This window comes from Shewanella sp. SR43-4 (assembly GCF_014163845.1).
Classification (GTDB): Bacteria; Pseudomonadota; Gammaproteobacteria; order Enterobacterales; family Shewanellaceae; genus Shewanella; species Shewanella vesiculosa.
This window is the reverse complement of the sequence record NZ_JACJEB010000003.1, coordinates 98,119-112,076: the sequence shown is the minus strand read 5'-3', so window position 1 is coordinate 112,076 and position 13,958 is coordinate 98,119. Positions and strand designations below refer to the sequence as shown.

Genomic DNA, 13,958 nt, shown 5'->3' with positions numbered 1-13,958 from the left:
TTGTTATAATGCAGATTAGAACAAAAAACTTACCTGCGATTTAATCAAAAAACAATTACGTAACACAAAATACTTTACGTTTACGTAAAGTGGCAAGCTAAATTGCCACACTAATCACAAAAATAACTAAATCATGCTTTGTTGAGAGTATCTCTAAATGCTATCTTGCTGCAATAAATATAACAAGCAGTCGTTAGCACCTTATGTACTCAATTGCATCAGGTGCCAAAACTTTACTTTAACAAGCTAGTAAACGGAGATGTCACGTGGCAGTTTTTAATCATGTTTCGTTCGATGAACACGAACAGGTGGTCTTTTGTCATGATAAGCAAAGTGGTTTAAAAGCCATCATTGCCGTACACAACACTAACCTCGGCCCAGCGGTAGGTGGTTGTCGTATGTGGAATTATCAATCGGATGATGAAGCTTTAACAGACGTATTACGCCTTTCTCGCGGTATGACTTATAAGAATGCATTGGCCGGTCTTACTATGGGTGGTGGTAAAGCGGTTATTATTGCCGATCCGAAAACCACCGACCGCGAAGCGTTATTTCTTGCATTCGGACGCTTTGTGAACAGTTTAGGCGGAAAATACTACTCAGCTGAAGATGTTGGTGTTTCAACGTCAGACATGATGATAGCCAATCGTGAAACTGAATTCGTAGCAGGTCTGGAAGGTAAATCAGGTGATCCATCACCTCTGACCGCCTTAGGCACTTACCTTGGTATTAAAGCTGCGATAAAACATCAACGAGGTATCGACAGCCTACAAGGCATTAAAGTGTCAGTGCAAGGAGTCGGTCACGTGGGTTACTACTTGTGTAAGCATTTACACGAAGCAGGCGCTGAGCTGATTGTAACCGACATTCATCAAGCTTCACTTGACCGTGTTGCTAGCGAATTTGGTGCAACTCTTGTCGCACCGCAAGATATCTATACCCAAGATGTTGATGTATATGCGCCATGCGCATTAGGTGCAACACTTAACGATACGACCTTACCATTACTCAAAGCCACCATAGTTGCTGGTTGTGCCAACAACCAGTTAGCTGAAGTTCGCCATGGTGAAAAACTCAAGCAAATGGGTATTTTGTATGCGCCAGATTATGTGATAAACGCTGGCGGTATTATCAATGTGTCGTTCGAGAAAAACTATGATGCTATAGCGTCAACCGCCAAAGTAGAACAGATTTACAATACGCTACTGACCATTTTTGAGCGTGCTGATGCTGAAGATCGCACCACAGGCTCAGTTGCAGATGAAATGGCTAAAGCGATTATCGACGCGGCTCGTTAATATCAATCATTAATATGCTTGATTGAGAGTGATTTTTACTCTGATGTACAAGGAAATGCTCAGGCATTTCCTTTTTTTATGACCTAACTTAAGCAGCAAGCTTAATCAAGTTGCAACAAATCGTTCACCTTAGCGTCAAATAACTGCCCTACTCTAAGTTAACACTGACGCAATCTGTGTATTAGGATGAAGGCAGATGAACTCCCACAGCAATAAGAGTAACCAGCAACGCCAACCGTTATCTCATTTAACTACGTCTGGGAAAATCCAGCATTTTCATGCACTGTGGATTTCTGATGTGCATTTAGGCAGCATAGATTGCAAAGCAGAATTTTTATTGCATTTTCTAAATCATAGCCAGTGCCAATATTTGTATCTGGTGGGCGATATTATTGATATTTGGGCATTAAAAAAACGGGTCTTTTGGCCAGAAAGTCATAACAACGTCATCCAGAAAATACTCGAACTGGCCAGTAATGGCACTCAAGTTATCTATATCCCCGGTAATCACGATGAAGCGTTTAAAAGCTACGCAGACAGTCACTTTAGAGGCATTACCCTCGCCAAACAGTATGTCCATCAGTCCATTAATGGCAAACGCTTTTTAATTCTTCATGGTGATCAATTTGACGCCCAAGTTTGTGTCAGCAGGATCTACGCTAAATTAGGTGACCATTTATATGATGTTTTACTTTGGTCAAACCGCCAATTACACAGTGTTAGAAGCCGCTTAGGATATCCGTATTGGTCATTAGCCAGCTATATAAAGCTGCGGGTCAATAAAGCCCAACAAGCCATTAATCAGTATCGAGATGCAGTACTTCGCTATTGTGCTAAACAACAGGTCGACATGGTTATCTGTGGTCATATACATCAACCAGAGTTATCACAGCACACTATCAATAATCGCACTATCACCTATGCCAATGATGGCGACTGGGTCGAAAATTGCACCTTAATTGCTGAAACCCAAACGGGTAACGTGGAGTTGCTCAAGTGGGATGAACAAACGTTACAAGCAAAAGTTGTTAACACGATTTATTTCGGCGCTTCACAAACCGAGTTAATCATTACGCCTCAGCCCCAACACGTTGCATAAATAAGGCTAAAATATGATATTTTCTGTCGATAATGTAGTAGAAAAAAACCTGCCCAATGTGCATAACAAGCCTTGGTTAGCCGTGCCAACAAGAGCAATGTTGCGCTATTTACTGCATGAAAAGCAGTGTAACGACATGGCCAATGAACACGCGCATTTATCCGGCGTCGATTTTGTTGAACAAATTCTTGCATGTTTAAATTTCAGTTACAGTGTCCCTAATAACGAAATTGAAAATATTCCTATCGAAGGTCGTGTGGTGATCTATGCTAATCACCCTATTGGTTCGTTAGACGCATTAGCGTTAATCAAATTAATTAGCCAAGTTAGACCAGACATAAAAGTCGTTGCCAATGAATTACTCATGGCCATTAAGCCACTGCATTCAATTTTATTGCCAGTACGCAATATGACTGGCGGCACGCCGAAACAACACTTAAATGAAATCCATCATCACCTTAACAACGAAGGTGCAGTATTAATTTTCCCCTCAGGTGAAGTATCACGCTTGCGCCCTACAGGCGTAACAGACTTACATTGGCACAGTGGTTTTTTGAAAATGGCCCGCGCGTGTAATGCACCGCTTTTACCTATATTTGTTGATGCTAAAAACTCAGCCACATTTTATGGTGCATCAATGATCTACAAACCATTAGCCACCTTGCTGCTGGTTAAAGAAATGTTTAAGCAGATGGACCATGTGATGCCGGTGAGAATTGGTCAATTAATTGCCAAGGAAGTGGTCGGCAGCCAAGACTTCCCCCTTAAAACCAAAGTAAAACTGCTTAAAAATCATTTATACCGCATTGGTAAAAATCGCAGCCCATTATTTATAACTCAGAATGCCATTGCCCATCCAGAAAAACGCAGTGAGCTTCAACAAGCGCTACAACAATGTGAATTACTGGGGCAGACCCAAGACAACAAACAAATCTATTTATACAAGCATAGTCAAAGCAGTGCGATTATGCGTGAGATTGGCAGGCTTCGTGAAATTGCATTTAGAGCGGTGGGCGAAGGTACAGGTAAGCGACGTGATACCGACAAATATGATAATCATTATTATCATTTAGTGTTATGGGACAAGGATGAGTTAGAGATTGTTGGCTCTTACCGTTTTGCCAGTGCCAAAATGCTACATGAAACCATTGGTAAAAACAGCCTCTATAGTCAGTCATTATTTGAATACCACGATGCGTTTGCTCCCTATTTTGACCAAGGACTCGAGCTAGGTCGCAGTTTTGTGCAACCTAAATATTGGGGGCGTCGTAGCTTAGAATATTTATGGCAAGGTATTGGGGCATTTTTAATTAACAATCCCCAGTATCGTTTCCTCTTTGGTCCAGTATCATTAAGCGACAATTTACCCGTACAAGCCAAAGAAATGTTGGTGTTTTTTTATAAACATCAATTTGCTACCCAAGATGTTTTAGCCAGCTCATTTAATTCATATCAATTCACTGACGAACGTCAGCATCAATTACACCAGCTATTTAATGGCAGTGACTATGCTGAAAACTTTAAAATACTCAAACGGACACTTGCAAATATGGCTGTATCAGTACCGACACTATTTAAGCAATATGGTGAACTGTGTGATAACCAAGGCGTTCAGTTTTTAGACTTTGGTATTGATGCAGAGTTTGGTGACTGTATCGATGGTTTAGTGTTAGTCGATATCCATCAATTAAAACCGATTAAATATCAAAAATATTTAGCGGGGCATTTACCCGAAAACAAAATTGCATCGTGAGCCAATCGCGCACTAACCTGAGTAAGCAACTGTCATTGGCCGTTAAATGATTGTTACACTGATATTTATCTGATATAAAAGAATAAATATGTGGAGAATCGCTTATGACAACTTCTACCGAAATGCTGACAGAGACATTATCAGATAGCACGACTAACCGTATCAGTGTCTCGGACATCATGACAACTCGAGTGGTTACCATAGAAATGGATGATCGCCTGGTACTTGCCAAAGAAATTTTTGACAATGTCAGCTTTCACCATTTGCTCGTGGTGGATAACGAGAAATTGAGTGGCATCTTGTCTCATCGGGACTTTTTACGGGCGCTGAGTCCTAATATTGGTACTGCAGCTGAACTCATTCGAGACACAGAAACCCTGCAAAAAAGGGTTCATCAAGTCATGACTCACAACCCGATCACTATTGCCCCTCATTGCGATATTAACCAAGCAACTAAAATGATTCTAGACAATGATATAGGCTGCTTACCAGTATTAGAAAACAACATCATTGTCGGTATTATTACTTGGAAAGATCTATTAAATGCCTATTGCGTTCGATAAATTCTGATGACCATCTCGATGAAGCGATGGCTAATATTAGCAATCAACGTCATAGCAAAATCTAATTAACCCTCCAGATACACTACTCGTAATGCTGCGGTTTGAATTATGCTTGTCGTCGCTTTTTTACCCGCTAACTTAATTGCTTATTGTGCCACTCCCGGCACGCTTAATTCATCATAGATAGCTAATATTAGAGTGTACATAAAACCCATTTTTGCAACCGAATCTGTAAAAAATAAATATTATTAAGCTGGCCAACTAGATAGCTACATTTCGTAAATTGTTCATATTTATATGCTGGAAAATGTCACATTACTCTGCTTTTATTGTACACAGGGCTCGCGAGTATCATGTGATAAGGACGGCATTATGATTAAGTTTACTTACCATCTCAATCAAGACAATATTGAGCTACAAGCAAGTAATTGGTGTGGACTAGAGCGGGTATTTATTAACGGCAAAGTCGTGTCACGAAAATTCAACTTTGGCCTACAAAGTATGCATGACGTGCTGCTTAATAATGGTAAAAAATGCCGATTCCAATTAATTGTTGATCCACAGACAGAATTAGTCTCGTGCCGTATTTATAAACAAAACCAACTCGTTACTATTTTAAAGCAAGGCAAAAAACAGCTACAAAAAAGCCAGTTTCTGATTGAAACTAGCTTTGTTTTCTTGTGCATTGCCATGTTGAGCGTGTATTGGCTGAGTTAACTAAACATGTCTAATGGGATTAGTATAAAACCAGCTGATTGAGCTATTAACCTATAGTGAACTCAAGCTGGACAGTAGACTTTGCTTCTGTTGGCTTGCCATCAACAAATTTAGGTGCATAACGCCACTGGCTAAGTGCTTCTATCGATTCTTTTTCAAACTGGACACCACCTTTAGAGTCAATAATCTCCGGCGATTTAACAAAGCCATTTGCATCAACCGTAAACTCAACTTTCACCCAACCAGATTTTCTTCTTTGGGCATATGATTGAGGGTAATTAGGTGGTTTTCTAAACAACGGGGTTTGTTCTTGTTGGTCATTCCATGGAGTCATTTTACCAATTGCAACGCAATGCTCAGTAGCTTTATCGCCAAGGCCTTTTTGTTCATACAGTTTCACTAACAAGGCATGCGCACGAAGCTCATAGGGATGACTATAAGGCAATGCCTGATATTGTTTGATAACTTCAACTAAATTGTCGATAGCTTGAGTTGGCTTACCCATAGCTTCATATAACGCACCAGCTAGGTAAGTAGCATCAACTCGTTTTATGGCATCTTCTGGTAATTTACGGCTATAAATATCATAAGCATCAAACGCAAAATCTCTCACTTTACGAGTATAATACTCGGTGCGTGATAAGCGATGAAACGCGATGAGTTTCACTTCGGCAACCGTCAACTGATTGTCAGCTTTATCAGCAATCTCAATTGCTTCAAATAATAACGTTTTCGCGTATTTATCATCTGTTGTCGATTCAGCTAACCCAACCAAAGGATCAATTAACTCGATGCCATTATCCGTCACGTTTTCTCGGTATACGGCTAATGCAGATGTAAATAATTGATGCGCCTTAAGTGTCGCTTCATCTTCAATAACACGACCCTGATTGTTGTTCTTTGGTTCAACCATTAACGCATTTGCATAATTGATGGCTAACTTAGCGCTATCAAAGCTATCTTGACCAAACTTGATTTGGCCTAACTCATAGGCTTGTTGCGCATATTTCAGCGTATCTTGGTTATTGTGGCTTTCAAGAGAAACATTGTATTGCTGGTAAGCTTGAGAAAAACTATTTATATCGGTAGGTTCTGCATAAGCAAACTGACTCACAAACGCCGCGGCTATTGATATACGTAAAAGTGTTTTCATTACTGTCTAAATCCTTTTTATTTTTTATCCTTGGCCCTTCGTCATTCTTTGCACAATGTGAGCCATTATCGATATCGTAAACAGTTTGGATCATTTTTATGACTCACGTCAACTTAATGAAAAATTTTGTAAACAATATGTTGTTTAATCTCTCTTAATTGGCAAACTGAATGACGCCGCCTACGATGGTATAGGCCCATATAATAACACCGGCACCAATGATAATAATGACCAAAAACTACAGGAGCCAAGATGTCAGCCATCATGAAATTGCTCCACGCCATGCTAAGCAGTTTTAAAGATCTTATTCCGATTATCTTAGTGGTCAGTTTTTTTGAACTATTTGTACTTCATCAAGCACCGGCAGAACTTGGCTCTATTCTTGTGGGGATAGTGTTTGTTGTATTTGGCTTGACCTTTTTTGTCTTTGGTTTAGAAATGGGCTTATTTCCTATAGGCGAATCACTTGCAGAAGCCCTGGCCCGAAAAGGCAGTGTATTTTGGTTAATTATTTTCTCTTTCTCATTAGGTTTTGGGACCACATTAGCAGAGCCAGCACTGACTGCCGTGGCAAACGAAGCCGCACAAGTTGCCGCTGACGCTGGCGCCATTGAATCCAATAGACAAGCAATGAGCTCATATTCCATGGGATTAAGGTTAACTGTTGCCGTTTCGGTTGGGCTCGCGATTTTACTGGGGGTGATCCGTATCCTTAAAGGTTGGCCAATTCATTACCTTATTATTGGCGGTTACGTATTGGTGATGATCCTTACCAGCTTTGCTCCAGCTAATATCATAGGTATTGCTTATGACTCTGGCGGCGTTACCACATCGACCATTACTGTTCCGTTAGTCACCGCACTGGGCGTTGGCTTAGCCAGCGTCATTAAAGGCCGTAATCCGATGATTGATGGCTTTGGTTTGATTGCTTTTGCCAGCCTTAGTCCGATGATTTTTGTATTGCTGTACGGCATGGTATTTTTAAATTAAGTAGTATCATCAAAAGAAGAAGGCGTACATTTGTTTAATGAACTGATGTCCACTCTGTTACTGACCGCTCGCGATGTGATCCCCATTGCGGTGATTTTGTTTGGCTTTCAATTAGGCGTACTAAAACGTCCCGTTAGCCAATGGCGCAAAGTACTACTCGGCTTTGTGTATGTCATTATTGGGCTAACATTTTTCTTAGTAGGCTTACAACTTGCGCTGTTCCCTATTGGTGAAAGCATGGCCAATCAACTCACCACCAGCGCATTTTTACATCCTGACGGTAATAATGCGCCGTTCATTTGGCAAGACTATTTTTGGGTGTATGTATTTGCTGCTGCAATAGGTTTTAGTACCACAATTGCTGAACCCTCACTCATTGCTGTGGCCATTAAAGCTAACCAAGTGTCCGGTGGCACCATAGGCATTCAAGGTTTGCGAATGTCAGTGGCACTTGGAGTCGCTATCGGCATCACTTTAGGCTGTTTTCGCATTGTGGTTGGCGACCCCATTCATTACTACATTATGGCCGGCTACGTGGTAGTGGTGATCCAAACATTTTACGCCCCTAAAATGATTGTGCCATTAGCCTATGACTCCGGAGGCGTAACAACCTCTACTGTGACTGTTCCGCTTGTCGCCGCATTAGGCCTTGGGCTTGCTACTAATGTTGAAGGGCGTAATCCATTGATTGATGGGTTTGGTTTAATCGCCTTTGCCAGCTTATTTCCGATGATCACTGTGATGGGCTATGCCCAAGTGGTTGATTACTTATCAAAACGAAAAGCCATTAAGGAGTAACCTATGCGCTTTAAATTAATTGTCGCCTTTGTCGATGATGACTGTACCGACAAGGTACTCGATGCAGCGCGTATCGCTGGCGCAACTGGCGCTACGGTAATTAATCATGCCCGAGGTGAAGGATTAGAAAAAAAGAAAACCTTTATGGGACTGACCTTAGATGTGCAGCGGGATGTGATCTTATGGCTGGTAGAAGAACACATGAGTCGGCATATTCTAGAAACTATTGCAAAAGTAGGTGAATTTGACACCAATTCTGGTAAAGGTATTGCGATTCAAATTGATGTTGAAGACGCCGTTGGTGTGGCGCATCAAGTTGAAAAGCTAAGTAAAGACATTGAGGATCAAATATGAGTAGCACAATCCCGACCCGCAATCGCGATGTGATGAATAACCATTACGCTATGATCGATGGAATGCATACGGTAGCAGAAGCCATTGAAGTTGCCGTCAGTAAAAAAGTGAACATTTTAGTGGTCAATAAGCGCAATGAACATGACGAATATGGCATGGTATTAATGAGTGATATTGCCCGAAAAGTTTTAGCCAGAGACAAATCACCTGAGCGCACCAACATTTATGAAATCATGATTAAACCGGTATTTGCTGTTTCAGCAGACATGGATGTGCGCTATACCGCACGCTTATTTGAACGTTTCAATATAAACAAAGCTCCAGTGATTGAATCTGGTAATATTTTAGGCTTTGTCGCTTACGATGACATAGTATTAAAAGGAATGTTCAACCCATAATCTTATGCCAATGTATTGTTAATTGATTGACGATAAAGATAGCCACTGTTGTGAGCCTTAGCGGTATTAGAAGGCAGCACTAGTCACCACACCACTAAAAGCTAAACACTCATTGATTCGCTGTTGTTGCACTGCAGGTAGATCGGCAACAGCGAAATAAGCATATTCACTGTGTTCATCACTTAAGATAATTTGAGCCGACTCAGGTAGCTGGCAACGAAATATAAACGCTTGAGATTGATAAGCACTGTGAAAGTACACCCCAGAGAGATAATTTATCGTCACAGCATGACCCAGCTCTTCAATACATTCTCGCTGCAGCGCCTGATGTATGGTTTCATTAGGATCAAGCCCACCACCGGGTAAACCCCAATGTTTATTTCCATAATTGGCTTTTAACAACAGCACTTGTCCATCGTCATTGGTGATCACCGCATGGGAACTGAGTCTAAATAAATCGTTAAAAGCCATGATGGTTTTCTCATTAGAAATAGATATGGTTACTGGCTAACTTCCATTCAATAAATGAATAAATGATCATCGCGATAAATGATGTACAAAAATGGGGGTTGCAAAATACCTTGGTTGATCCTTGTTGCTCGCCATTTAGCTATTGCAGGATAGAAACTGGCAATCATCATTTTGCCTCGGTAAAGCCCTATGGTCTTAGTAACCAAAAACAATATGTTATTGGTTAAATTTATTCACTTTATTCAACAAACGCATAAACTCGTGCTGCTCTGAATCTGTCAGCGCTTCTAAAAATCGTTCATTAACCCACGCAGCCTCGTGAAGTAAATCTTGTTGTAACGCTTTACCGTTGTCGGTTAAAAATATTTGAAATGCACGGCGGTTGTCTGCTTCTTGATGACGGGTAATAAACCCCTGAACTTGCAGATGGTCGAGCAGACGGGTCATGGTGTAATTTGCCACATCACAACGTTTAGAAAGCTCAGTTTGACTTAAGCCCTCTTCTTGCCACAAAGTAAACAATACCGGCCAAAGTTTACTGTCTAAATCGTAGCGCTTTAAGCGCGTATCGATTTCTTGCTGCAAAGCAATATTCAGATGAGAAATCAGGTAACTTAAACTTTCAAAGCGTTTCAAATGAAACCTCCTACATCGTCAGTGGGATGTTTTGGCCCTATTACCATATTGGCCTATACAGCAGCTAACCACACTTGAACATGTTTACATTACCATCTCTATACGTTAAAAAAAGCGCTTTTAGTCAAAAGATAAATATTCGTTAATATAACGATAGTAGCAGGCTCGATTCAATTGCCCGACCAAGCCGCGAAATAATGGTACATATATACCATCATCGGTGACTATGATATCAGCACGATCAACAACGGAATGCTGTTTACCTATGCTATTGGTAAATATCAGCTTCATACTGTCATTAACATTATTAGCAGCAACAGAATTAGCTTGATAGTCCACCAGCAGTAAAGGATATGCCTCAACAGAGACTCTCACCTTCTCCACCGGAGTCATTAAGAAATACTCGCCATCGATACAATGTAAAATACTGCTGAATAAAGCCGCAAATTTTGCGGGCAACGGACTGTCTAAATATAACCAATCGCCATTAGCTTGGATGTGAAACAGTGCATCATCATTGCACAGCGCCACTCCATCTGGCTGAGTAAACGAAGCTAATGCTGCTGTTTCATCTGTCATTATGCTGATACCTTTATGCCATTAACTTAAGCAAGGCTTCAATTGGGTGCTGAGGTTTAAAGCCTGCAAAGCGCTTAACTTGACTACGACAAGAATAGCCCGAAACCAAAACTTGACTTTGTTCAGCTATTTTTTCAATGCTAGGTTGCCAAGACATTTCAAACAGTTTTTCAGAGCGTTCAAGGTTTTCAAGTTCATGGCCATAGGTGCCAGCCATCCCACAACAGCCTAAATTAACACTGCTCAAGTTTGCGCCAAAATGACTAAAAATGGCTTTCCATTCATTGGCGGTATTAGGCTTTGCGGTAGATTCTGTACAATGACTAAACCAGGTATATTGTGGCGCATCATTGGCTAACGTTGTCGCTTCTCTTCGATTTGCAACAACATCCATTAACCATTCATTGGCTAAAAGCACCTCAAAGGGACCACGGCGCATGCCGAGGGCTTCTTTATACTCATCGCGATAACACAATACCAAAGCAGGGTCTAAGCCGACCATCGGCATACCAAGGGCATGTACACGGTTTAAGAAATCAGCACTGTTTTGCGCTGTTTTGGCAAACTTGTCTAAAAAGCCTTTTATATGGGTCGGTTTACCATTGGGTTTAAATGGCAGTAAAACCGGCTTAAAGCCGAGCTTTTCGATTAATTGAATAAAGCGATAAACTAAGTCAGCATCATAAAAGCTGTTAAACGGGTCTTGTACAACTAGCACATACTGATTGCGCTGGTCTTCTGGGATGGTGTACAAAGAATCCAAATCATAACCACGACTAGAATGCCCGTCTAAACGCTGTTTAAGTGTCGGCACAGATAGTTTGGGGGCATCAACATACCCAATCGCTTTTTTAATCACCCATTTACTCAACGGATTTTGCGAAGCTAAATTAGTCAATTTAGGCATAGCAGCCATTAACGGCAATGAATCTTCGATTCCTGCAACCAGATAATCTTTAGCCGGACGCAAATAACGTTTGTAGTAAATATTGAAAAACTGCGCCCTAAACTTTGGTACATCGACCTTAACCGGACACTGACCTGAACAAGCTTTACAGGCTAAACAGCCTTTAAGAGATTCCATGACTTCGTGCGAGTAGTCATAATCACGTTGGTTATTTAAGGTATTTTGAGTACGTTGCATCCAGCCAAGTGGCTTCGACTTTGCCAGCGCGTCAACATCAACGCCTTCAGCTTCAAGCAAACGTAACCATTCACGCATTAACCCGGCACGCCCTTTTGGTGATTGCACTCGATCACCAGTGACCTTAAACGACGGACACATAGGCGAATAGCTGCTGTAGTTAAAACACAATCCATTACCATTACAGTTCATCACGTCAGGAAAAGCATTACGCACTTGCACTGGGATTTGTCTATCGAAACTGCCACGTTTGGCGCTGTCAACATTGAACAGTAGTGGGCCAGATTGAGGTGGCGCGACTAATTTACCAGGGTTTAAGCGATTGTCAGGGTCAAATAATCCTTTAATCTGTTCAAGTACTCCGTAGAGTTCTTCGCCAAACACCGCGGGGCCATATTCACCGCGAACCCCTTTGCCGTGTTCGCCCCACATTAAACCGCCATATTTTAGCGTTAATGCAGCCACTTGATCAGATATCACTTTGAGTAATTGTTCATCGGCGACATCGCACATATCAAGCGCCGGACGCACATGAAGTACGCCTGCATCGACATGACCAAACATGCCGTACTGCAAATTATGGCTATCAAGCAGTGCCCGAAACTCCATAATATAGTCGGCTAAGTGTTCTGGTGGTACCGCGGTATCTTCAGCAAAGGCTAGCGGCTTACGAGTGCCTTTGGTGGCACCTAATAAGCCAACGGCTTTTTTACGCATCGCGTAAATACTGTCAATATCACTTCTGTCGGTAATGATTTGAAAACCGACTAAACCAAACTGAGGTTGACTGAGTTGTCCGCTGAGCATTTCTTCTAATAGGGCAACTTTATGTTTAACTTCATCATCTTCACCAGCAAATTCAACCATGTTAAGACCTTCGATGATCTTATTCGGTACGGCTTTAATGTGATCGGCCACCGAGTGCCAAATAATGTCTTCGCGAGCAAGGTTAAGTACCTTGGAATCAACAGTCTCAACAACTGTGGCACTGGCCTTAACTAATGATGGGGCATGACGTAACGCTGACTCAAAGGAGTCATACTTAATATTCACCATCATGCGCGTTTTCGGTAATGGCGTTAGATTCAGCTTGGTTTCGGTGATCACCGCCAGCGTCCCTTCGGAGCCAGCTAAAATGCGCGATAAATCAAACTGGCTTAGGTCGTCATTCCATACGTGCTTTAAATCATAACCAGTTAAAAATCGGTTCAATTTAGGGAAACGTTCAATAATGGTGTCACGTTTTTGTAAGCATAAAGCAGCTACTTGGCTAGCAATGGCATTGCCAAGTTGATTAGCAGCAAAAGGGTGTTGATCAACTTTGTCATGATCTATCGGCGTAGTAGTGAGTACACTGCCATCAATGAGAACACTGGTCAGTCCTAAAACATGATCCGATGTTTTACCGTAAACCAGTGACCCCGCACCAGAGGCATCGGTGTTAACCATGCCGCCAACTGTCGCGCGGTTTGACGTAGATAAATCTGGACTAAAAAAGAAGCCGTGCGGGCGCAAAGCATCATTCAACGCATCTTTGACTACGCCTGCTTGTACCCTAGCCCAACCCTCTTTGACATTAATCTCGAGTACTTGGTTCATGTGCCGCGACACATCTAAAATCAAGCCGTGGGTTAATGACTGGCCATTAGTTCCCGTTCCACCGCCGCGCGCACTGAAAGTCACAGCTTTGTATTGAGGTTGCGCCGCTAACGATAATACCAACTCGACATCTTGTTGATGTAAAGGATAAATCACCGCTTGTGGCAAAAATTGATACACAGAATTATCGGTTGCCTGAATAAGCCGCGCACTGTAGCGCTTGTCTATTTCACCTTCAAACTCGCTTTGCTCCAGCGCGTCAAGATACTCAAGATAGATAGGTTCTAATGTTTGTTTATGTGATAGTAAAGGTAACATAGAGGACTTATTATTTATTGGCATATTGCAGCCATTATAAACAAAAAAAAGCCGCTAAAAAGCGGCTTTTATAACAACTTGATAAAAT

Annotated in this window: 14 protein-coding genes; 9 read left to right on the top strand and 5 right to left on the bottom strand. The window is 41.6% G+C overall.

The features are described from left to right. Positions 1 to 266: 266 nt before the first annotated feature. The 5 genes from H5123_RS04330 (at position 267) to H5123_RS04310 (ending at position 5,430) form a co-directional block, all read left to right on the top strand. A complete protein-coding gene (locus tag H5123_RS04330) occupies positions 267 to 1,298 on the top strand; it encodes a Glu/Leu/Phe/Val dehydrogenase dimerization domain-containing protein (RefSeq protein ID WP_124015863.1) in 1,032 nt (343 codons plus the stop codon). A gap of 196 nt (positions 1,299 to 1,494) precedes the next feature. After that, positions 1,495 to 2,397 (top strand): UDP-2,3-diacylglucosamine diphosphatase, encoded by a 903-nt coding sequence (locus H5123_RS04325; RefSeq protein WP_182697139.1) that lies wholly within the window; start codon positions 1,495 to 1,497, stop codon positions 2,395 to 2,397. A 13-nt stretch (positions 2,398 to 2,410) separates the two neighbouring features. Beyond that, positions 2,411 to 4,150, top strand: coding sequence for a lysophospholipid acyltransferase family protein (locus H5123_RS04320; protein ID WP_124015861.1), 1,740 nt, complete (start codon positions 2,411 to 2,413; stop codon positions 4,148 to 4,150). Between the two features lie 104 nt (positions 4,151 to 4,254). Further along, positions 4,255 to 4,713 (top strand): CBS domain-containing protein, encoded by a 459-nt coding sequence (locus tag H5123_RS04315; protein ID WP_182697138.1) that lies wholly within the window; start codon positions 4,255 to 4,257, stop codon positions 4,711 to 4,713. A 372-nt stretch (positions 4,714 to 5,085) separates the two neighbouring features. Next, on the top strand, positions 5,086 to 5,430 hold the full coding sequence (locus H5123_RS04310) for a hypothetical protein (RefSeq protein WP_182697137.1): 345 nt from the start codon (positions 5,086 to 5,088) through the stop codon (positions 5,428 to 5,430). A gap of 46 nt (positions 5,431 to 5,476) precedes the next feature. Here H5123_RS04310 and H5123_RS04305 read toward each other — a convergent pair whose 3' ends face one another. Continuing rightward, positions 5,477 to 6,583 carry an energy transducer TonB gene (locus tag H5123_RS04305; RefSeq protein ID WP_182697136.1) on the bottom strand — a complete coding sequence of 369 codons (1,107 nt, stop codon included), beginning with the start codon at positions 6,581 to 6,583 and terminating at the stop codon, positions 5,477 to 5,479. Positions 6,584 to 6,835: 252 nt separating this feature from the next. On the opposite strand from H5123_RS04305, the gene H5123_RS04300 reads away from it, so the two are divergent. Genes H5123_RS04300 through H5123_RS04285 form a run of 4 tightly spaced genes read left to right on the top strand, consistent with a single transcriptional unit; the run spans position 6,836 to position 9,123 of the window. Continuing rightward, the gene (locus H5123_RS04300) at positions 6,836 to 7,573 is read left to right on the top strand and encodes a DUF1538 domain-containing protein (RefSeq protein ID WP_182697135.1); all 738 of its coding nucleotides are present in this window, start codon (positions 6,836 to 6,838) and stop codon (positions 7,571 to 7,573) included. A 45-nt stretch (positions 7,574 to 7,618) separates the two neighbouring features. Continuing rightward, positions 7,619 to 8,371, top strand: coding sequence for a DUF1538 domain-containing protein (locus tag H5123_RS04295; protein WP_124016003.1), 753 nt, complete (start codon positions 7,619 to 7,621; stop codon positions 8,369 to 8,371). Between the two features lie 3 nt (positions 8,372 to 8,374). Next, positions 8,375 to 8,725, top strand: coding sequence for a P-II family nitrogen regulator (locus tag H5123_RS04290; protein ID WP_124015856.1), 351 nt, complete (start codon positions 8,375 to 8,377; stop codon positions 8,723 to 8,725). Next, entirely contained in the window at positions 8,722 to 9,123 is a 402-nt protein-coding gene (locus H5123_RS04285; protein ID WP_124015855.1) for a CBS domain-containing protein, read from the top strand. Before H5123_RS04290 ends, H5123_RS04285 begins: the two co-directional genes overlap by 4 nt. Positions 9,124 to 9,189: 66 nt before the next feature. On the opposite strand, the gene H5123_RS04280 is transcribed toward H5123_RS04285, so the two are convergent. The 4 genes from H5123_RS04280 to H5123_RS04265 form a co-directional block, all read right to left on the bottom strand. Next, positions 9,190 to 9,594, bottom strand: a complete 405-nt coding sequence (locus H5123_RS04280; RefSeq protein WP_182697134.1) for an NUDIX hydrolase — start codon at positions 9,592 to 9,594, stop codon at positions 9,190 to 9,192. A 216-nt stretch (positions 9,595 to 9,810) separates the two neighbouring features. Further along, entirely contained in the window at positions 9,811 to 10,230 is a 420-nt protein-coding gene (locus tag H5123_RS04275; RefSeq protein WP_124015853.1) for a MarR family winged helix-turn-helix transcriptional regulator, read from the bottom strand. A 120-nt stretch (positions 10,231 to 10,350) separates the two neighbouring features. Beyond that, positions 10,351 to 10,809: a DUF1285 domain-containing protein gene (locus H5123_RS04270; protein WP_182697133.1), complete on the bottom strand. Its 459-nt coding sequence runs from the start codon at positions 10,807 to 10,809 to the stop codon at positions 10,351 to 10,353. 13 nt (positions 10,810 to 10,822) lie between these two features. Then, positions 10,823 to 13,870, bottom strand: a complete 3,048-nt coding sequence (locus H5123_RS04265) for an FAD-binding and (Fe-S)-binding domain-containing protein (RefSeq protein ID WP_182697250.1) — start codon at positions 13,868 to 13,870, stop codon at positions 10,823 to 10,825. Between the last annotated feature and the right edge of the window lie 88 nt (positions 13,871 to 13,958).

What these genes read in the sequence shown, in the direction of transcription:
- H5123_RS04290 (WP_124015856.1), top strand. Translation starts at nt 8,375, where the DNA reads ATGCGCTTTAAATTAATTGTCGCCTTTGTCGATGATGACTGTACCGAC.
- H5123_RS04300 (WP_182697135.1), top strand. Translation starts at nt 6,836, where the DNA reads ATGTCAGCCATCATGAAATTGCTCCACGCCATGCTAAGCAGTTTTAAA.
- H5123_RS04285 (WP_124015855.1), top strand. Translation starts at nt 8,722, where the DNA reads ATGAGTAGCACAATCCCGACCCGCAATCGCGATGTGATGAATAACCAT.
- H5123_RS04310 (WP_182697137.1), top strand. Translation starts at nt 5,086, where the DNA reads ATGATTAAGTTTACTTACCATCTCAATCAAGACAATATTGAGCTACAA.
- H5123_RS04305 (WP_182697136.1), bottom strand. Translation starts at nt 6,583, where the DNA reads ATGAAAACACTTTTACGTATATCAATAGCCGCGGCGTTTGTGAGTCAG.
- H5123_RS04325 (WP_182697139.1), top strand. Translation starts at nt 1,495, where the DNA reads ATGAACTCCCACAGCAATAAGAGTAACCAGCAACGCCAACCGTTATCT.
- H5123_RS04320 (WP_124015861.1), top strand. Translation starts at nt 2,411, where the DNA reads ATGATATTTTCTGTCGATAATGTAGTAGAAAAAAACCTGCCCAATGTG.
- H5123_RS04315 (WP_182697138.1), top strand. Translation starts at nt 4,255, where the DNA reads ATGACAACTTCTACCGAAATGCTGACAGAGACATTATCAGATAGCACG.
- H5123_RS04280 (WP_182697134.1), bottom strand. Translation starts at nt 9,594, where the DNA reads ATGGCTTTTAACGATTTATTTAGACTCAGTTCCCATGCGGTGATCACC.
- H5123_RS04270 (WP_182697133.1), bottom strand. Translation starts at nt 10,809, where the DNA reads ATGACAGATGAAACAGCAGCATTAGCTTCGTTTACTCAGCCAGATGGA.
- H5123_RS04265 (WP_182697250.1), bottom strand. Translation starts at nt 13,870, where the DNA reads ATGTTACCTTTACTATCACATAAACAAACATTAGAACCTATCTATCTT.
- H5123_RS04295 (WP_124016003.1), top strand. Translation starts at nt 7,619, where the DNA reads ATGTCCACTCTGTTACTGACCGCTCGCGATGTGATCCCCATTGCGGTG.